Origin of the sequence: Cupriavidus phytohabitans, assembly GCF_000426345.1 — a bacterium.
In the GTDB taxonomy this organism is placed as follows: domain Bacteria; phylum Pseudomonadota; class Gammaproteobacteria; order Burkholderiales; family Burkholderiaceae; genus Cupriavidus.
In genome coordinates, this window is sequence record NZ_AUFE01000009.1 from 103,989 (window position 1) to 121,479 (window position 17,491).

Genomic DNA, 17,491 nt, shown 5'->3' on the forward strand with positions numbered 1-17,491 from the left:
CAGGCGCTAGGTGCAGAATTCAAGGGGGCATGATGAATCAGCAAGGCAATCCGTGGTGGAAGGAGCCGTGGCCGTGGCTGTTGATGAGCGGCCCGCTGGTCGCGATGGTGGCGTGCGGCGTCACTATCTGGCTGGCGTCGTCGCACCCTGACGTGCCGGTGCAAGGTGCAACGCGCCATGGACTGGTGGTCGAGAAGGCCGAGGCGGCTCGGCCTCAGTCGAGCGCAGCGAGGCAGCCATGAGGTTGCGCTGGCTGATGTGGGTCTTGTGGCCGGGGTTCCTGATGGCGGGCTTCGCCACCGCGACTGTGTTCTCCGTCGTGGATCCTGGTGACCTGAAGTTCTTCGGGCATCCGATCGAGGCGTCGCGCGAATCGATCTATACGATGAGCTTCCTGCTGGCGTGGATCTTCTGCGCGCTGTCCAGCGGGTTGACGCTGTACACGATGCCGACCCGGCTGAGCGATACCGACGAGTTGGAGTGATGGTCGATGCTTGCGCCGCCGCGCGCGGCGCAAGCGCAACGCGGCGAAGCGGAGGGAAGGGTCAGCAGCTGCGGCTGTAGAGCTGCTTGATGCCGGCGAGATCCACCAGCTTGACGTGGCGCTGGCGAATCTGGATCAGGCCGGCTTCGGCGAAACGCGAGAACAGGCGGCTGACGGTTTCGAGTTTCAGGCCCAGGTAGCTGCCGATCTCCTCGCGGCTCATGCGCATCACGAATTCGGTCGACGAGTAGCCGCGCTCAGACAGGCGCTCCGACAGGTTGATCAGGAACGCGGCCAGGCGTTCTTCGGCGCGCATCGAGCCGAGGGTCACCAGCATCAGCTGGTCATGCGTGATTTCCTTGCCCATCAGCCGCAGGAACTGATGCTGCAGCGAAGGTAGGTCTGCAGACAGCGTCTGCAGGTCGCCAAGGCGGACTACGCAGACTTCGGTATCTTCCAGCGCGGTCGCGTCCGAGGCATGCTGCATCTCGCCGAGGCCGTCGAGGCCGACGATTTCGCCAGGCAGGTGGAAGCCGGTAATCTGTGAACGGCCGTCTTCGGTCGTGACATGCGTTTTCAGCGTGCCGAAGCGAATGGCATAAACCGCGGTGAGGGGGTCGCCCATGCGATACAAGGTCTCACCCTTATGGACCCGGATGCGTTCCTGCACCAGCTTGTCCATCTTGGTGAGGTCCTGCTGGGACATGCCAACCGGAAGGCACAGTTGCCCCATCGCGCATGTAGAGCAACGGGGCGACATCTCGGTGATTGGAATGGAGGTGAGCAATTGGAACCTGCAAGAGTGGATGCGGGGGCGCGATACGACATTTTACCGTGCGATGTGATGAGGCAGGGAGTCAGATTTGCCATTGGGTGTGCTAATTAGCGTTTTTATGCTGGCATTGCTGGGCGGCGTGCATTGCGCGGCAATGTGTGGCGGCATCGCGCTGGCCGTCGAGCAGCCGCGTGGCGGCGCCGTGACCATGACCTTCGTGCGCAGCCGCGCTGCCTGGGCCGGCGAGTTGCTGGCAATGCACCTGGGCAGGATTTCGACCTATATGCTGCTCGGCGCGCTGCTGGGCGCGGTCGGCGCTGGCGCGTGGAGGCAGGATTACCTGCCGGTGCAGCGCTGGCTGTTCGGCGCCGGCAGTGCCATGCTGCTGTGGTCGGGCTGGCGCTTGCTGCGCGGCAATGCCTTTACCGTGGCCTGGCTGGAGCGGCTGGCGATGCGGGCGGGCAGCGGCGTGGCGCGGGTGCTCGGCCGGCTGGGGGGCGGCATGCCCAGGTTCGTGCGTGCGCATGGGGGGCTGGCCAGGCGCTACGGTGTTGGCCTGGCCTGGGGGCTGGTTCCGTGCGGCATGGTCTATGGGGCGCTGACGCTGGCGCTGCTGGCCGGCAATGCCGGTTCCGGTGCGCTCGTGATGGGCGTGTTTGGCGTGGGCACGCTGCCCAACCTGCTGGTGTTGTCGGGGTTGTCCGGCTACCTGCGCAGCCTGTCCCGGCGGCGCGGGGTCCGCGTGGGCGCGGGCGTGGCGGTCATGGCGTTCGGGGCCCTTGGCCTGGCGCGCGCCGTGTTGCTGCCACATTCGCTGGCAGAGCAGGGTTTCTGTCTGGTCTTTTGAGACGCATGGGGCGCGCAACGCGGCGAATGGTGGTTGCGGGCGAGGGTGGGAATGCCATACAATCGCCAGCATTGCGGTATCGCGCGGTGTTTTGTAAGCAGCGGCGAGCAGCGCCAGCGGCCTTCCTGCCAGAAGGTGCGCCCACGGCGGCGGGAAGCGTTGGTAGTTCGATGCCCGGCCCGTCCCGCGGTCCATCCGGTTCAAAAGATCTGGTTCAAAAGCCCGGCTGGCACTGAGGTGTTGGAGATGCCGGCCTTGCTCCCGATATCCGTTTTTCTTGCGTCCGAGGCGTTCAGTTCGCCGACAGCGCCGTCCGTTGTACGGACGCGACACGCAAGAGGTTCGCTGACCGGCCCATGGCGGCATGCGAACGATCTCCTGCCGGAGTGACCCGGCAACTCGATGCAAAGAAAGGGAAGTGCACGGCTTGGATGCGGCGAGTATCCGGGTGAGCTGCGCGATGAGATGGCGATGGCATTGGCATCGCTGTATCCAAAATCTCCGGTGCCCCGGATCCGTCCGGGAGCAGGTGCAAAGACAGGCTGCACACCATCAACATGAATACCCAAGAGGCGAAAATCGTCCTCGAGACGGCGCTGATCTGCGCGCAGGAGCCTTTGCGCGTCAATGATCTGCGGCGGCTGTTCGCCGACGACGTCGGCGCGGACACCGTCCGCGTGCTGCTGGAGGAACTGCGCCAGGACTGGCGCCCGCGCGGCGTGGAACTGGTGTCGCTGGCCAGCGGCTGGCGCTTCCAGAGCCGCCCCGAGATGCGCGAATACCTCGACCGCCTGAATCCGGAAAAGCCGCCGAAGTACTCGCGTGCCGTGATGGAGACGCTGGCGATCATCGCTTATCGCCAGCCGGTGACGCGCGGCGATATCGAGGAAATCCGCGGAGTGACAGTCAGCACGGAAGTCATCAAGAAGCTGGAAGACCGCAGCTGGATCGAAGTGATTGGCCACCGCGACGTGCCGGGCCGGCCGGCCCTGTATGCCACCACCAAGGCCTTCCTGGATGATCTCGGGCTGCGCACGCTGGACGAGCTGCCTCCGCTGGAGGATGCCCAGGCGCAGGCGCAGGCAACGCTGCTGGACCAGCAGGCCATCGATTTCGAGGCGCTGGCGGCAGGCAAGCCCGGTAGTGCCGATGAAGAAGCGTTTGCCCAGCCGGCACAGGCCGAGGCATTCGCCGACGGCGAGCCAGACGCCGCGGATGCCAGCCAGGCATCCACGGACGGCGACATTGCCAACGGATTCGACCTGCAGCCGCGCCAGCATGGGGCGGAGGAGCCGGGCGCAGAAGGCGAACCAACCGAACCGGCCAATCCTGCCGATTCCGATCCGGAGGGGGTGCGGGGTGAACTGCCGGACGACGGCGCCACGCCGCACCCGAGCGAGCACGACGAGCGCGTGCCGAACTGAACAACATGCAACATCCGATAGTGAATACCTTGTCTGATTCCGTTGAGCAAGACGCCCGCCACGCGGGCGCACCCGCCGACCCCGGCGCCGCAGAACCCGGATCGGGCAGCGAAGCCGCGCCCCGCCGCAAGGGGCTGCGCCGAGGGCTCAGGAACCTGGTGGCGTCGCGCCGCCAGGCGACGCAAGATCGCGATGCCGGTCTCGCCGAAGGCGCCGAGGCTGGCGTGCCCGGCGAAGCCGCAGAAGCGGCTGCGGCGGCCGGCGGGCGCGGTGCCCAGCGTGGCCGCGGCAAGCGCAAGCCGGCTCAGGGCGAGGGCGGCCAGGCGCCGCAGGCGCCGGCCGACAAGGCGCCCAGGGCTGAAAGGGCTGATCGGGGCGAGAAGGCCGAAAGATCCGAGAAGGCAGACAAGGGTGAGCAGGCGGCCCGCAAGCGCAAGCCGAACCCGCGTGGCGGCAAGTCAGCCGCGCCGGCCGAGGGGCAGGGCGCTGCCGGCCGTCAGCCGCAGGGCCGCCGCAGGGAGGGTGCCAAGCCGCAGGGCCAGCGCAAGGGCCAGGGCGGCGCCGACAAGGCCGCGGCCAGCAGCGACGACCTGTTCCGCTTTGTGATTTCCGAGCAGTACGACAAGGAAGACACGGTCATCCCGCGCACCAAGGCGAAGCCGGTGCGCGAGCTGTCGGCCGAGGACGACGCCCCGAAGTTGCACAAGGTGCTGGCCGAAGGCGGCCTGGGCTCGCGCCGCGAAATGGAAGAGCTGATCCTGCAGGGGCGGGTCTCGGTCAACGGCCTGCCGGCGCATATCGGCCAGCGGATCCTGCCGGCCGACCAGGTGCGCGTCAACGGCAAGCTGATCCACCGCAAGGTGTCGAGCAAGCCGCCGCGCGTGCTGCTGTACCACAAGCCGGCCGGCGAAATCGTCAGCCAGTCGGATCCTGAAGGCCGTCCGACCGTGTTCGACAGCCTGCCGCGCATCAAGACCGGCAAGTGGGTCGCCGTTGGCCGGCTGGACTTCAATACGGAAGGCCTGCTGATCTTCACCACCTCGGGCGATATCGCCAACCGCTTCATGCACCCGCGTTACGGCGTCGAGCGTGAATACGCGGTGCGCACGCTGGGCGAGCTGGCCGAAGCCGATCGCCAGCGCCTGCTGCACGGTATCAAGCTGGACGACGGCGAGGCCAACTTCCTGCGCATCGCGGATGGCGGCGGCGAGGGCGTTAACCAGTGGTACCACGTGGCGCTGACCGAAGGTCGTAACCGCGAAGTGCGGCGCATGTTCGAGGCGGTCGGCCTGACCGTGTCGCGCCTGATCCGCACGCGCTACGGCCAGTTCCTGCTGCCGCGCGGCCTCAAGCGCGGCCGCTGGCAGGAGGTCGAGCCCAATGAGGTCAAGGCGCTGATGACCTCGGTCGGCCTGAAGGTGCCGGGCAAGGGAGAGCAGTCCGGCAAGGGCGCGACCAAGGTCGGCGGGCGCAAGCAGCGCACCGAAGCGGCGATTGCCGGCATGCCGATGCACACCGGCATGGACGGCCTGCCGCGCTACGAGCAAGGCGGTGCACGGGGCGGCAGCCGCGGCGGCCAGCCGGATCCGATGAAGACGTCGATGGGCTACATCAGTCATGGCCCCACGCTATTGACCTCGCACGCGGCCAACCTTGGCGGCGGTCGCGGCACCGGCACGCGCCAGGCGCGTGGCGGCGGTGGCGCCGGCCTTGGCGGGCAAGGCAAGCCGCAGCGTCGTGGCGGTGGCGAGCCGAACGGAAATGTCATGCCGAAGGCGAAGCAGGGCGGAAACCGTACCCAGCGTGGCGGCGGCGGTGGCGGCGGTGGCGGCGGTGGTGGCGGCAACCGCGGTGGAAACCGTGGGGGCAGCCGGGGCGGCAACCGCTGAGTGGCAGATGCTGCGCACGGCGGTCGGAGAGCCCGCCGGCGCGGCAAGTAACGTGCGAGTATGTCTGGCTTTTGCCTTTTCGACATAATCTGCGTATAATTCAAGTCTATTCAAAAAGCCATCCTCGCCGAGGGTGGGCGAATGATGGGCATTGCGCCCATTTTTTTTTGGTTCGCCCGAATTCGGTCCCGCGCCCCGGCGCGTGGGGGATGGCGGACAGGCAGCACTGCAGCAGGGTCGTCCCGGACGGCCGCGGCGGGTTTGCCTGCCACGGTGTTGATGGCCATTACTCGGGATAACAGTGCATCTGGCAGATTTGATCGAAACCACCCTTAACGGCATGGGATATGAGCTGGTTGAGCTCGAGCGTGCCCCGGCCGGATTGTTGCGTGTCTATATCGATCAGCCTGAAACCGGCATTGCCATCGAGGATTGTGAAAAGGTGAGCCGCCAGCTCACCCACGTGTTCACGGTCGAGAACGTCGACTACGAACGCCTCGAGGTCTCGTCGCCCGGACTGGACCGGCCGCTGAAGAAGCTGGCTGACTACGTCCGCTTTGCCGGCGCCGAGGCGCGCGTGACGCTGCGCCTGCCGGTCAACGGGCAGAAGAACTTCACGGGCATCCTGCGCGAGCCGGCCGGCGAGGCCGGCGCGGAAAAGGTCGGCCTGGAGTTCGAGGGCAAGGATGGCCCGGCACTGCTGGAATTTGCCGTATCCGATGTCGACAAGGCACGCCTGGTGCCGGTATTCGACTTCAAAGGAAATCAAAGAAAAGGGAACAAGCAATGAGCCGCGAAGTTCTGTTGCTCGTCGATGCGCTTGCGCGTGAGAAGAACGTCGACAAGGATGTGGTATTCGGTGCCCTGGAGGCGGCGCTCGCCTCGGCCACCAAGAAGCGTTTCGAAGAAGACGTGGATATCCGGGTCGCGATCGATCGCGAGTCGGGCGAGCATGAAACCTTCCGCCGCTGGCTGGTCGTTCCCGACGAACAGGGCCTGCAGGAGCCGGACAAGCAGATCCTGCTGTTCGAAGCCCGCGATGAGAATCCCAGCCTTGAGCTTGGCGACTACATCGAGCAGCAGATCGAGTCGGTCGAGTTCGGCCGTATCGGCGCGCAGGCGGCCAAGCAGGTGATCCTGCAGCGCATCCGCGACGCCGAGCGCGAGCAGATCCTGAACGACTACCTCGATCGCGGCGAGAAGATCATGACCGGCACGGTCAAGCGCGCCGACAAGAAGGGCCTGATCGTGGAATCCGGCCGCGTGGAAGCGCTGCTGGCCCGCGACCAGATCATCCCGAAGGAAAACCTGCGCACCGGCGACCGTGTGCGTGCGTATATCCTGAATGTGGACCGCGCCGCGCGCGGCCCGCAGATCGAGCTGTCGCGCACTGCCCCTGAGTTCCTGATCAAGCTCTTCGAAAACGAAGTGCCGGAAATGGAACAGGGCCTGCTGGAAATCAAGGCCGCCGCCCGTGATCCGGGCGTGCGTGCCAAGATCGCGGTGGTTGCGCATGACAAGCGCATCGACCCGATCGGCACCTGCGTTGGCGTGCGCGGTACGCGCGTGACCGCGGTGCGCAACGAGATCGGCGGCGAGGCCGTGGATATCGTGCTGTGGTCGGAAGACCCGGCGCAGTTTGTGATCGGCGCGCTGGCACCTGCGCAAGTGCAGTCGATCGTTGTCGATGAAGAGAAGCACAGCATGGACGTGGTGGTCGACGAGGAAAACCTCGCCGTCGCCATCGGCCGCAGTGGCCAGAACGTACGCCTGGCGTCCGAACTGACCGGCTGGCAGATCAACATCATGACGCAGGAAGAATCGGCGCAGAAGCAGGCCGAAGAGAGCGATGTCGTGCGCAAGCTGTTCATGTCCAAGCTGGACGTGGATGAGGAAGTGGCGGACATCCTGATCGAGGAAGGCTTCTCCACGCTGGAAGAAGTGGCCTATGTCCCCATCAGTGAAATGATGGAGATCGAGGCCTTTGACGAAGACACCGTCAACGAGCTGCGCAACCGCGCGCGTGATGCGCTCCTGACGATGGAACTGGCCCGGGAAGAAAAGGTGGAAGAGGTGTCGCAGGATCTGCGATCGCTCGACGGCCTGAACCCGGAACTGATCGGCAAATTGGCCGAAGGTGACATCCACACGCGTGACGACCTGGCTGAACTGGCCGTCGACGAACTGGTCGAGATGACGGGCGTCACCGAGGAAGAAGCCAAGGCGCTGATCATGAAAGCACGGGAACATTGGTTCAACTGAGGGACACGGCCGGGCTGCCGACACCAGCCCGGGCGCGCTTTCCGCATACGATTTGTCCCGACGAAGACACCAAGCATTGAAAGGGTTTGAATGGCAAGCACAACAGTTGCCCAACTGGCCGCAGAACTGAGTCGCAGCGCAGCTGCCCTGCTGGAACAATTGCAGGCGGCTGGGGTGGGCAAAGCTGCGCCAGAAGACATCATCACGGAATCGGATAAGACCAGGCTGCTGGACTATCTGAAGCGCTCGCACGGCCAGGCCGACGACAGCGCCCGCAAGAAGATTACGCTGACCAAGCGCGAGACCTCGGAGATCCGCCAGTCGGATGGCACCGGCAAGACTCGCACCGTCCAGGTTGAGGTGCGCAAGAAGCGCGTGCTGATCAAGCGCGACGAAGCCCAGCCTGAAGTCCAGGCGGATGCCGCCGAAGGGCATGCAGCGGCCGCGGCCGAGGCTGCCGAACAGGCACGCCGCGACGAGGAAGAACGCCGTCAGGCCGAACTGCTGGCGCGCCAGGAAGCCGAAGCAAAGGCCGCCCGCGAGGCAGCCGAGCGTGAGGAAGCCGAGCGCCGCGCCCAGCAGGAAGCCCTGGAAGCGGAACAGCGCCGCCAGGCGGAACTCGCCGCCAAGAAGGTGGAGGAAGAGGCTGCCGCGTCGCGCGCCGTGACCGAGGCCGCGGAAGACTCCTCGCGCAAGAAGGCCGAGGACGAGAAGGCCCGCGTCGCCGCTGAACGCGCCGAGGCGCAGAAGGCTGCGGACGAGGCCAAGGCCGCTGCCGACAAGGCCCGCGCCGAGCAGGAAGTCGCTGCGCGCAAGCGCCGCGAGGCTGCCGAAGCCGAGGCTCGTGCGATCCAGCAGATGCTGAACGCACCTCCGCGCGTGCTGAAGGCGCCGTCCGAGCGCAAGGCTGAAGAAAAGAAGGCCGAGCAGACCGGTACGCTGCACAAACCGGTGAAGCCGGCCGGTGCGACCACGGAAGCGAAGAAAGACGACAAGAAGCCGGCCACCACGACCACGACCACGGCAACCGCCGACAAGAAGGGCAAGGTCGTGAAGGCAGGCTGGCAGGACGACAGCAGCCGCAAGAAGGGCAGCGGCCTGAAGACGCGCGGCGATTCGTCGGGCGGCGTGGGCGGCTGGCGCGGTGGCCCGCGTGGCCGTGGCGGCAGGCAGCAGCAGCACGACGACAGCCGCAGCAGCTTCCAGGCGCCGACCGAACCGGTGGTGCGTGAAGTGCACGTGCCCGAGACCGTCTCCGTGGCCGACCTGGCCCACAAGATGGCCGTCAAGGCGTCCGAGGTCATCAAACAGATGATGAAGCTCGGCCAGATGGTGACCATCAACCAGGTGCTGGACCAGGAAACCGCCATGATCGTGGTGGAAGAAATGGGCCACAAGGCGTTCGCCGCCAAGCTGGACGATCCGGAAGCGCTGCTGGTGGTGGACGGTGAAGAACACACCGACGCCGAACTGCTGCCGCGCCCGCCGGTGGTGACCGTGATGGGTCACGTCGACCACGGCAAGACCTCGCTGCTGGACTACATCCGCCGCACCAAGGTTGCCGCGGGCGAAGCCGGCGGCATTACGCAGCACATCGGTGCCTACCACGTGGAAACCGACCGTGGCGTGATCACCTTCCTGGACACCCCTGGTCACGAGGCCTTTACGGCCATGCGTGCCCGCGGTGCCAAGGCGACCGACATCGTGATCCTGGTGGTCGCGGCCGACGACGGCGTGATGCCGCAGACCAAGGAAGCGATCGCGCACGCCAAGGCTGCCGGCGTGCCCATCGTGGTGGCAATCAACAAGATTGACAAGCCCGACGCCAACCCGGACCGCGTGAAGCAGGAGCTGGTGGCCGAGCAGGTGGTGCCGGAAGAATACGGTGGCGATTCGCCGTTCGTGCCGGTGTCCGCCAAGATGGGTACAGGTGTGGAAGACTTGCTCGAGCAAGTGCTCCTGCAAGCCGAAGTGCTGGAGCTGAAGGCTCCGGTGGAAGCCCCGGCCAAGGGCCTGGTGGTGGAGGCCCAGCTCGACAAGGGCAAGGGCCCGATCGCTACCATCCTGGTCAGCAGCGGCACGCTCAAGCGTGGCGACGTGGTCCTGGCTGGCAGCGCCTACGGCCGCGTGCGTGCCATGCTGGACGAGAACGGCAAGCCGACCAAGGAAGCTGGTCCGTCGATCCCGGTGGAAATCCAGGGTCTGTCGGAAGTGCCTGCCGCCGGTGAGGAAGTGCTGGTGCTGCCGGACGAGCGCAAGGCGCGCGAAATCGCGCTGTTCCGCCAGGGCAAGTTCCGCGACGTGAAGCTGGCCAAGCAACAGGCCGCCAAGCTCGAGAACATGCTGGAGCAGATGACGGAAGGCGAAGTGCAGACGCTGCCGCTGATCGTCAAGGCCGACGTGCAGGGTTCGCAGGAAGCGCTGGTGCAATCGCTGCAGAAGCTGTCGACCGCCGAAGTGCGCGTGCAGATTGTGCACGGCGGCGTGGGTGGCATCTCCGAGTCCGACGTCAACCTGGCAACGGCGTCGAAGGCGGTCATCATCGGCTTCAACGTGCGTGCCGACGCCGGCGCGCGCAAGCTGGCCGAGCACAACGGCATCGATATCCGCTACTACAACATCATTTACGATGCGGTAGACGAGATCAAGGCGGCGATGTCCGGCATGCTGGCGCCGGAGAAGCGCGAGACCACGACCGGCACGGTCGAGGTGCGCCAGGTGTTCCGCGTGCCGAAGGTCGGCGCGGTGGCGGGTTGTATGGTCACCGATGGCGTGGTCAAGCGCTCCTCGCTGGTGCGCGTGCTGCGCAACAACGTGGTCATCTTCAGCGGCGAGCTCGATTCGCTGAAGCGCTTCAAGGACGACGTCAAGGAAGTGAAGCAAGGCTTCGAGTGCGGTCTGTCGATCAAGAACTTCAACGATGTTCAGGAAGGCGACCAGCTCGAGGTGTACGAAATCACCGAGGTGGCGCGTACGCTGTAAGCGTCGCAAGCAACGGCAGGCCTCGGCCTGCCGTTGTCATCTCAGCAGAACAGTATTGAATGGCCAAGAAAGGCAATATCTCCTCCCGCAACCTCCGCATCTCCGACCAGATCCAGAAGGACCTGGCCGAGATGATCCAGCGCGAGCTGCGCGACCCGCGCCTGGGCCTGGTCACGCTGCAGTCGGTCACGCTGACGCCGGACTATGCCCACGCCAAGGTGCACTTCACAGTGCTGGGTGCCGAGCCGGCAACGGCCGAAGCCATTCTCAACGAGAAGGCCGGCTTCCTGCACTCGCTGCTGTACAAGCGCCTGCACATCCACACCGTGCCGACGCTGCGTTTCCTGCACGATACCTCGGTCGAACACGCGATCGAGATGTCCAAGCTGATCAACGAAGCGAACGCCACGCGTTCGAAAGACGACTGAGCCGGTGCCCGTGCCGCCAGGCATGGGCAACGCGACCCGCAGGGCCGCAAGCCGCGCCGCATCAGCGTCGCTCCTGTTTCCTCCGATGACCGAATCCAACGCCGCTCGTCCGCCGCGCCTGCCGCGCCGCGACGTCCATGGTGTGCTGCTGCTCGACAAGCCGCTGGGCCTGTCGTCCAACGATGCGCTGGTGCGCGCCAAGCGCCTGCTGCGCGCCAACAAGGCCGGGCATACCGGCACGCTCGACCCGCTGGCCACAGGCTTGCTGCCGCTGTGCTTCGGCGAGGCCACCAAGTTTTCGCAGGACCTGCTGGAAGCGGACAAGACCTATGACGCCGTGGTGCGGCTGGGTGCGCGCTCCAGTACCGGCGATGCCGAGGGCGAATTGCTCGATATCCGTGAGGTGACCTGCGACCGCGCCGCGGTGGAGCAGGCGCTGGCGCGCTTTACCGGCGAGATCGAACAGGTGCCGCCGATGCATTCTGCGCTGAAGAAGGATGGCCGACCGCTGTACGAGTACGCGCGCGCAGGGCAGACGGTCGAGCGCGCCGCGCGCCGTGTCACCATCCACGGGATCGAACTGCTGGATTGCGCGCTGCCCCCGTCGTTCACCACGGCCGCGTTTACCATGCGCGTGACCTGCAGCAAGGGCACCTACATCCGCACGCTGGCCGAGGACATCGGCGAGGCGCTGGGCTGCGGCGCCCACCTGACCGGGCTGCGCCGCATTGCCGTGGGCGACCTGACGCTGGACGGTGCGGTGACGCTCGAGCAGATCGAGCAACAGGACGATGCCGCGCGCCCAGGCATGCTGGCCCCGGTCGACGCCTTGCTGCAGAAGAGCCCGCCCGTGACGCTGGACGAAGCTGCCGCCTCGCGCTTCCTGCAGGGACAGCGCATTGCGCGCCGGGACCTGCCCGAGGGCACCGAGATAGCGGAAGGCGTGCTGGCGCGCGTCTATGCCGGCGAGCCAGCGCGCCTGCTCGGCGTCGCGCGTATGCGCGAGGGCGCTTTGCGGCCGGAGCGGCTGGTCAAGCTGTAGGCGCCGCTCCTTGCCGGTAGCGGATCAGTCGAGCGTGATTTTCGCTGCCTTGATCACGTCGGCCCACATCTTGCGGTCCTGTGCCAGGAACCCGGCGAAATGCTCCGGCGTGTCGCCGACCGGCTCGGAGCCGAATTCCGCCATCTTCTTCTTCACTTCCGGATTCGCGAGCGCCTTCACCAGTGCCTGGTTGTAGCGGGCGACGATCGGCCTGGGCAGGTCCTTCGGGCCGAAGTGCCGGTGTCGGTATAAGGGGAGGCATGCGTAACGCGCAATTCACAGGACACCGGCCCGATCAGATGAAAGCTGCCGACCTGGCCTTCCAGGGGCAGCACGATGCCGAGCCGCTTGCATCCCTGGGCGAGCGCGACGGTCAGGTGATCCACCACCTGCTGCGGCTCGATCACCAGCGTGCGCATCGGCGGCAGCGCGGTGCCTGTGCATAGCGGCACCAGTGCGTCGAAGCGGCCATCGTCCAGCGATGCCATCAGCCGCGCCAGCATGGCCTCGGCCACCGGCTTGCCCATCACCGCCTGCGAGCCGTCGCGCAGGCGGCTGGCGAAGCGGTATTCGCCGCCGTCGGGGGCGAGCGTGGCGATGGCATCGGCGTCAAGGTCATCGAGGATGCCGAATTCTTCCGCGATTCAATCACCTGCTTGATGGACATCTTGCTTGGCTTTCCTGTATTGCGACGGGTCAGATGGCAGTGGCGCAGGCCGGCACCGACAATGCGCCGGGGGCGACGTCTTCGATCTCCTGGCCAAGGAACCAGCGTGCGCCATGCGCGCCGCCCATCTCCATGCAATCGCCCGATACGCGCACCCAGTTGCCTTCGGGCAGGCCCAGCACCGGCATCCGCGGCTGCAGCACCGTGAACTCGGCCAGGCGCTGGTCACGGGTTTCGCCGCGGAAGCCCGGGACCACCAGGTTGAAGTAGTGCGGGTTGATCTGGAAGGGCACCAGCGCGAGCGCATCGAGGCCGCCGGGGTCGGCGACCGGCATGTCGTTGGTGGTGCGGATGGTCGGGCAGGCGACGTTGGTGCCCGCGCTCCAGCCGATATAGCGCGCGGCGCCCGCAGCCACCTGGCGCGCGATGACGGGCAGCAGGCCGCGCTCGCGCAGGCATTGCAGCAGGCGGAAGGTGTTGCCGCCACCGATGACGATCAGTTCGGCCGCTTCCAAAGCCCGTACGCAGTCGGCATCGGAGAGCCGGTGCGGGGAGTGCGCTTCGATGCCGGCCGGGGCCAGTGCGTCGCGCACCAATGCTTCATACGTGCCCCAGTCGCGCGTGACGCCGGCGAACGGCAGGAAGCAGGCACGGGTGCGTCCGCCGGCCAGTTCGCGGATGGCGTCGTGGGCATGGACGAGGTAGCCCGCGTCGCTGGAGGAGTTGCTGAGTAACAGGAGTTCCATGGGATTGAGCTGCCGGGGTTGCTAGTGCCCGGCGGTGTCGCCGGGATGGAGCCAGAGCGGATCGCCGATGCGCTGCCCGACCGGCGCCACCGCCCGCACCAGCGTTTCGCGCAGCGCGTCGGCCTGGGCCTGGCTGACCTGCATCGCGGTGAACGACAGGCACAGGCCGCGCACATCGCCGGAAAGCGGATCGGCCAGCGTGGTGGCCACCGCGCCGATGCCCGGCATGCCTTCATTCACGGCGATCGCGCTGCGCTCGCGGCTGGCGCTTGCCACGCGCTCGGCCAGTTCGGCCACAGTAGAGGGGCAGCCCGCCGGCGCCTCGGGCAATTTGCGCGCACCGGAGGTGCCATAGCGTGCGCTGAATTCGGCTTCCGGCAGGCGCGAGAGCAGGACGCGGCCCATCGCGGTGGTGAATGCCGGCCGCCGCGCGCCCGGCGGCGACAGCACTTGCACCGGGTTGCTGCCGTTCAGGCGCTGCAGGACCACGGTGTCGGTGCCGTCGAGCATCGACAGGTAGGCGGTAAAGCCGGTGGAGTCCGACAGCGAAGCCAGGATGGCCCGGCATTGCTCGTCGAACGGATGCGCCTGTGTCGCCGCCTGGGCGGCGCGAATCAGGAGCGTCCCGGGGCGGTAGCGCCGTGTCGACGGCTGCAGCTCCAGCAGCCGGTAGCGCACCATCTGCGCCAGCAGCCGCGAAGCCGAGCTCTTGGCCAGGCCGAGTTCGTCAATGACGTCGTTGAACGTGACTTCGTGCCGGCCCTGTTCGAACATGGCCAGCACGCTTTCCACGCCTTCGAGAATGCTCACACCGTCGCTCCGTCGTTCTGATATTCGGTTGGTTCCGTTTTTCGGAACCATGGTTCCGTAAATCGGTTCGGAAATCATAGGACGGCCGGGGCCGGAATACAAGGGGGCCAGTCGAGAAGACAAAAAAGGGACGCTCGCAAGCGTCCCTTTGTCCCATCAGCAGGCGTGTGCCTCAGTGCGCCGCCATCGCGTCCGCCGAACCGCCGCCGCCCCTGGCCGGCCGCGTCAGCCAGACAAAGCCGATCAGTACGAAGAACAGCATCCCCGAGATCCAGAAGATATCGTTGGCGCCCAGCATGGCTGCCTGCTGGCTGATATTGCGCTCGATCACCCCCACCGCCTGTGCCTGGCTCATGCCCATCTGCATCAGGTGGCTGAGCTGGTCCTGGTAGGCCGGGTTGTACGGGTTCACCTGCTCGACCAGCTGCGCATGGTGCAGGGCCGAGCGGTTCTCCCATACCGTGGTCGAGATCGAGGCGCCGATGCCGCCGAAGGTGATCCGCACGAAGTTCGACAGGCCCGACGCCGCCGGAATCTTCTCGGCCGGCTGCCCCGACAGGATGATCGAAGTCAGCGGGATAAAGAACATCGCCATTGCCGCGCCCTGGATCAGCGTCGGCACCATCAGCGTCCAGGTATCGACCTGCGTGGTGAAGCCCGAACGCATCAGGCTGACGATGCCGAAGGTGATGAACGCAGCCGTTGCGACCCAGCGCGCATCCATCTTCGGCAAGTTGCGCCCGATCACCGGCGACAGCAGGATCGCGAAGATCCCCACCGGCGCCATCACGATGCCGGCATCCGTCGCGGTATAGCCGACGATGGTCTGCAGCCACAGCGGCAGGATCACCAGGTTGCCGAAGAACAGCCCGTATGCCACCGAGATTGCCACCACGCCCGAGCTGAAGTTGCGGCCCTTGAACAGGCTGATGTCGACGATCGGATGCTTCTCATAGGTCTCCCACGCCAGGAAGAACAGGAAACCGACAATTGCCACCAGCGTCAGCACCACGATCTCGGTGGAGTGGAACCAGTCCAGCTCCTTGCCCTTGTCGAGCATCAGCTGCATCGAGCCCACCCAGATCACCAGCAGCGCCAGGCCGATGCGGTCGATCGGCAGCACCTTGGTCGGCGTCTCGCGGTCCTTGTAGATGGCCCAGGTGGCGTAGGCGGTGATGATCCCCACCGGCACGTTGATGTAGAAGATCCACGGCCACGTCATGTTGTCGGAGATCCAGCCACCCAGCAGCGGGCCCATGATGGGCGCCACCAGCGTGGTCATGCCCCACAGCGCCAGCGCCATGGTGCTCTTCGCGGGCGGATAGCTCGACAGCAGCAGCGACTGCGACAGCGGGATCATCGGCCCCGCCACCGCCCCTTGCAGCACTCGGGCGGCCAGCAGCGTTTCCAGGTTGGGCGCGACGCCGCACAGCCACGACGCCAGCACGAACAGCAGGATCGACGTGATGAACAGCCGCACCGCGCCGAAGCGCGTGGTCAGCCAGCCGGTCAGCGGCACCGAGATCGCATTGGCCACCGCGAACGAGGTAATGACCCAGGTGCCCTGGTTCGGCGCCACCCCGAGGTCGCCCGAGATCGCCGGGATCGACACGTTGGCGATCGACGAGTCGAGCACGTTCATGAACGTGGCCAGCGACAGCGCGATGGTGCCGAGCACCAGCTTGCCGCCGGTCAGCGGCTGCGGCGGCTGCGGCGCCAGCGGCGCGGCAGGCCGCGCCGGCGTGCCGGCGCCGGACTGCGCGGCGGTGATGGAGTTGGCCATGATCAGGAGCGGGCCGGCTTGGCGTTGGCACCGCCGGTCGCGTTGGCGGTGTCGGGCCCGATGGCCCCGTTGCCTCCGTTGGTCCCCTTGGCGCCTTCGGCCCCGGCGGCAGCAGGCAGGCCGGCGGCGCGGCCGCCGTTGTTGGCGGTGATGATCTGTGCGATCAGCTGGTCGGCGTCCTGTGCCACCTTGTCATAGACATCGGTCTGCATCAGCCTGGCCGGCGCGGCGTTGGCCATGGCGGCGCCTTCCTCGCGGCGCACGTCGACCTTCACGGTCATCGACAGGCCCACGCGCAGCGGGTGGTCCTTGAGCTGCCGCGCATCCAGCGCGATCCGCACCGGCAGGCGCTGCACCACCTTGATCCAGTTGCCGGTGGCGTTCTGTGCCGGCAGCAGCGAGAAGGCCGAGCCGGTACCGGCCGAGAAGCCCGCGACCTTGCCCTTGTACTCCACCTTGGAGCCGTACACGTCAGCCTCCAGCGTCACCGGCTGGCCGATGCGCATATGGGTGATCTGCACTTCCTTGAAGTTGGCGTCGACCCAGACCTGGTCCAGCGGCACCACGGCCATCAGCGGCGCGCCCGCGGCCACGCGCTGGCCCACCTGCACCGAGCGCTTGGCCACGTAGCCGGTCACCGGCGCCGGCAGCGTCGAGCGCGCGAACGACAGGTAGGCCGATCGCAGGTTGGCGGCGGCGCGCTGCACGTTGGGGTGCTTCTCCACCGTGGTCTGGTCGGTCAGTGCCTTGTTCGACGCGAGCTGCTCGCGCGCGGCCAGCAGCGCCGATTCCGCGGCCTTGAGCGCGGCCTGCGCGTGCGCGATCTCTTCACTGGAGACCGCGCCCGTGCCGGCGATGGCCTGGCGGCGGCGCAAATCTTCGCGCGCCTTGGCGACATCGGCTTCGCGCAGCGCCACGTTGGCGGCGAGCGAGCCGTTGTTCACGTAAAGCGTGCGCACCTCACGCACGGCCTGCGCCAGTTGCGCCTCGGCCTGTTCCATCGATACCTGGGTATCGGCCCGGTCAAGCTGGATCAGCGGCTGGCCGGCGGTGACGAGCTGGGTGTCGTCGGCGGCGATCGACACGACGGTGCCGCCGACCAGCGGGGTCACCTGCACCACGTTGCCGGCAACGTACGCATCGTCGGTGCTTTCGAAATGGCGGGCGTACATGCCCCAGTACACGCCGTAGCCGATGCCGGCAACGACGATCGCCGCGGTCAGCGCCAGCAGCATGCGCTTGCGCTTGCCATTGTCGCCGGAGGCCGGGGTTTGCTGGGGATGGTTGGTGCCGGTCGCTTGCTGGTTATTGCTCATGATGTTCTCTGCTGAATCTTGTCTGCGATCACTGGG

General features: G+C 66.5%; 17 protein-coding genes. 10 read left to right on the top strand and 7 right to left on the bottom strand.

From position 1 onward, the window contains the following. Window positions 1–32: 32 nt before the first annotated feature. Together K309_RS0109410 and K309_RS0109415 are read left to right on the top strand one after the other, a co-directional pair. Window positions 33–242 carry a FixH family protein gene (locus tag K309_RS0109410; protein WP_029046192.1) on the top strand — a complete coding sequence of 70 codons (210 nt, stop codon included), beginning with the start codon at window positions 33–35 and terminating at the stop codon, window positions 240–242. After that, window positions 239–484: a hypothetical protein gene (locus tag K309_RS0109415; RefSeq protein ID WP_029046193.1), complete on the top strand. Its 246-nt coding sequence runs from the start codon at window positions 239–241 to the stop codon at window positions 482–484. Before K309_RS0109410 ends, K309_RS0109415 begins: the two co-directional genes overlap by 4 nt. Before the next feature lie 61 nt (window positions 485–545). Here K309_RS0109415 and fnr read toward each other — a convergent pair whose 3' ends face one another. Then, entirely contained in the window at window positions 546–1,271 is a 726-nt protein-coding gene (gene fnr / locus K309_RS0109420; RefSeq protein ID WP_029046194.1) for a fumarate/nitrate reduction transcriptional regulator Fnr, read from the bottom strand. 76 nt (window positions 1,272–1,347) lie between these two features. Between fnr and K309_RS0109425 the strand changes: the two genes are divergently transcribed. The 8 genes from K309_RS0109425 (at window position 1,348) to truB (ending at window position 12,133) form a co-directional block, all read left to right on the top strand. Further along, window positions 1,348–2,106, top strand: coding sequence for a sulfite exporter TauE/SafE family protein (locus K309_RS0109425; protein ID WP_029046195.1), 759 nt, complete (start codon window positions 1,348–1,350; stop codon window positions 2,104–2,106). Window positions 2,107–2,663: 557 nt separating this feature from the next. Beyond that, a complete protein-coding gene (gene scpB / locus K309_RS0109430; protein ID WP_029046196.1) occupies window positions 2,664–3,530 on the top strand; it encodes an SMC-Scp complex subunit ScpB in 867 nt (288 codons plus the stop codon). A gap of 5 nt (window positions 3,531–3,535) precedes the next feature. Then, window positions 3,536–5,419, top strand: coding sequence for a 23S rRNA pseudouridine(2605) synthase RluB (rluB, locus tag K309_RS0109435; RefSeq protein ID WP_029046197.1), 1,884 nt, complete (start codon window positions 3,536–3,538; stop codon window positions 5,417–5,419). Between the two features lie 301 nt (window positions 5,420–5,720). Further along, window positions 5,721–6,209, top strand: a complete 489-nt coding sequence (gene rimP / locus K309_RS0109440; RefSeq protein ID WP_029046198.1) for a ribosome maturation factor RimP — start codon at window positions 5,721–5,723, stop codon at window positions 6,207–6,209. Then, complete coding sequence (nusA, locus tag K309_RS0109445) at window positions 6,206–7,681, top strand: transcription termination factor NusA (RefSeq protein ID WP_029046199.1); 1,476 nt, start codon at window positions 6,206–6,208, stop codon at window positions 7,679–7,681. Before rimP ends, nusA begins: the two co-directional genes overlap by 4 nt. Before the next feature lie 90 nt (window positions 7,682–7,771). Further along, window positions 7,772–10,663, top strand: coding sequence for a translation initiation factor IF-2 (gene infB, locus K309_RS0109450; protein ID WP_029046200.1), 2,892 nt, complete (start codon window positions 7,772–7,774; stop codon window positions 10,661–10,663). Between the two features lie 59 nt (window positions 10,664–10,722). Beyond that, window positions 10,723–11,091 carry a 30S ribosome-binding factor RbfA gene (gene rbfA, locus K309_RS0109455; protein ID WP_029046201.1) on the top strand — a complete coding sequence of 123 codons (369 nt, stop codon included), beginning with the start codon at window positions 10,723–10,725 and terminating at the stop codon, window positions 11,089–11,091. Window positions 11,092–11,176: 85 nt separating this feature from the next. Beyond that, complete coding sequence (gene truB / locus K309_RS0109460) at window positions 11,177–12,133, top strand: tRNA pseudouridine(55) synthase TruB (RefSeq protein WP_029046202.1); 957 nt, start codon at window positions 11,177–11,179, stop codon at window positions 12,131–12,133. 24 nt (window positions 12,134–12,157) lie between these two features. Here truB and K309_RS39830 read toward each other — a convergent pair whose 3' ends face one another. The 6 genes from K309_RS39830 to K309_RS36225 form a co-directional block, all read right to left on the bottom strand. Continuing rightward, window positions 12,158–12,313, bottom strand: coding sequence for a hypothetical protein (locus tag K309_RS39830; RefSeq protein WP_369796405.1), 156 nt, complete (start codon window positions 12,311–12,313; stop codon window positions 12,158–12,160). Next, on the bottom strand, window positions 12,310–12,777 hold the full coding sequence (locus K309_RS36220; RefSeq protein ID WP_084402385.1) for an AroM family protein: 468 nt from the start codon (window positions 12,775–12,777) through the stop codon (window positions 12,310–12,312). Before K309_RS36220 ends, K309_RS39830 begins: the two co-directional genes overlap by 4 nt. A 52-nt stretch (window positions 12,778–12,829) precedes the next feature. Further along, window positions 12,830–13,546, bottom strand: coding sequence for a dipeptidase PepE (gene pepE, locus K309_RS0109475; protein WP_029046203.1), 717 nt, complete (start codon window positions 13,544–13,546; stop codon window positions 12,830–12,832). Window positions 13,547–13,567: 21 nt separating this feature from the next. Continuing rightward, window positions 13,568–14,356 (bottom strand): IclR family transcriptional regulator, encoded by a 789-nt coding sequence (locus tag K309_RS0109480; RefSeq protein ID WP_029046204.1) that lies wholly within the window; start codon window positions 14,354–14,356, stop codon window positions 13,568–13,570. A 172-nt stretch (window positions 14,357–14,528) separates the two neighbouring features. Continuing rightward, window positions 14,529–16,139 (bottom strand): DHA2 family efflux MFS transporter permease subunit, encoded by a 1,611-nt coding sequence (locus tag K309_RS0109485; protein WP_029046205.1) that lies wholly within the window; start codon window positions 16,137–16,139, stop codon window positions 14,529–14,531. A 2-nt stretch (window positions 16,140–16,141) separates the two neighbouring features. Beyond that, the gene (locus K309_RS36225; protein ID WP_232232343.1) at window positions 16,142–17,455 is read right to left on the bottom strand and encodes an HlyD family secretion protein; all 1,314 of its coding nucleotides are present in this window, start codon (window positions 17,453–17,455) and stop codon (window positions 16,142–16,144) included. Between the last annotated feature and the right edge of the window lie 36 nt (window positions 17,456–17,491).

Coding starts and splice junctions, on each gene's coding strand:
- K309_RS0109410 (WP_029046192.1), top strand. CDS start 33: ATGAATCAGCAAGGCAATCCGTGGTGGAAGGAGCCGTGGCCGTGGCTG.
- K309_RS0109415 (WP_029046193.1), top strand. CDS start 239: ATGAGGTTGCGCTGGCTGATGTGGGTCTTGTGGCCGGGGTTCCTGATG.
- scpB (WP_029046196.1), top strand. CDS start 2,664: ATGAATACCCAAGAGGCGAAAATCGTCCTCGAGACGGCGCTGATCTGC.
- rluB (WP_029046197.1), top strand. CDS start 3,536: ATGCAACATCCGATAGTGAATACCTTGTCTGATTCCGTTGAGCAAGAC.
- nusA (WP_029046199.1), top strand. CDS start 6,206: ATGAGCCGCGAAGTTCTGTTGCTCGTCGATGCGCTTGCGCGTGAGAAG.
- infB (WP_029046200.1), top strand. CDS start 7,772: ATGGCAAGCACAACAGTTGCCCAACTGGCCGCAGAACTGAGTCGCAGC.
- rbfA (WP_029046201.1), top strand. CDS start 10,723: ATGGCCAAGAAAGGCAATATCTCCTCCCGCAACCTCCGCATCTCCGAC.
- truB (WP_029046202.1), top strand. CDS start 11,177: ATGACCGAATCCAACGCCGCTCGTCCGCCGCGCCTGCCGCGCCGCGAC.
- pepE (WP_029046203.1), bottom strand. CDS start 13,546: ATGGAACTCCTGTTACTCAGCAACTCCTCCAGCGACGCGGGCTACCTC.
- K309_RS0109485 (WP_029046205.1), bottom strand. CDS start 16,139: ATGGCCAACTCCATCACCGCCGCGCAGTCCGGCGCCGGCACGCCGGCG.
- K309_RS36225 (WP_232232343.1), bottom strand. CDS start 17,455: ATGAGCAATAACCAGCAAGCGACCGGCACCAACCATCCCCAGCAAACC.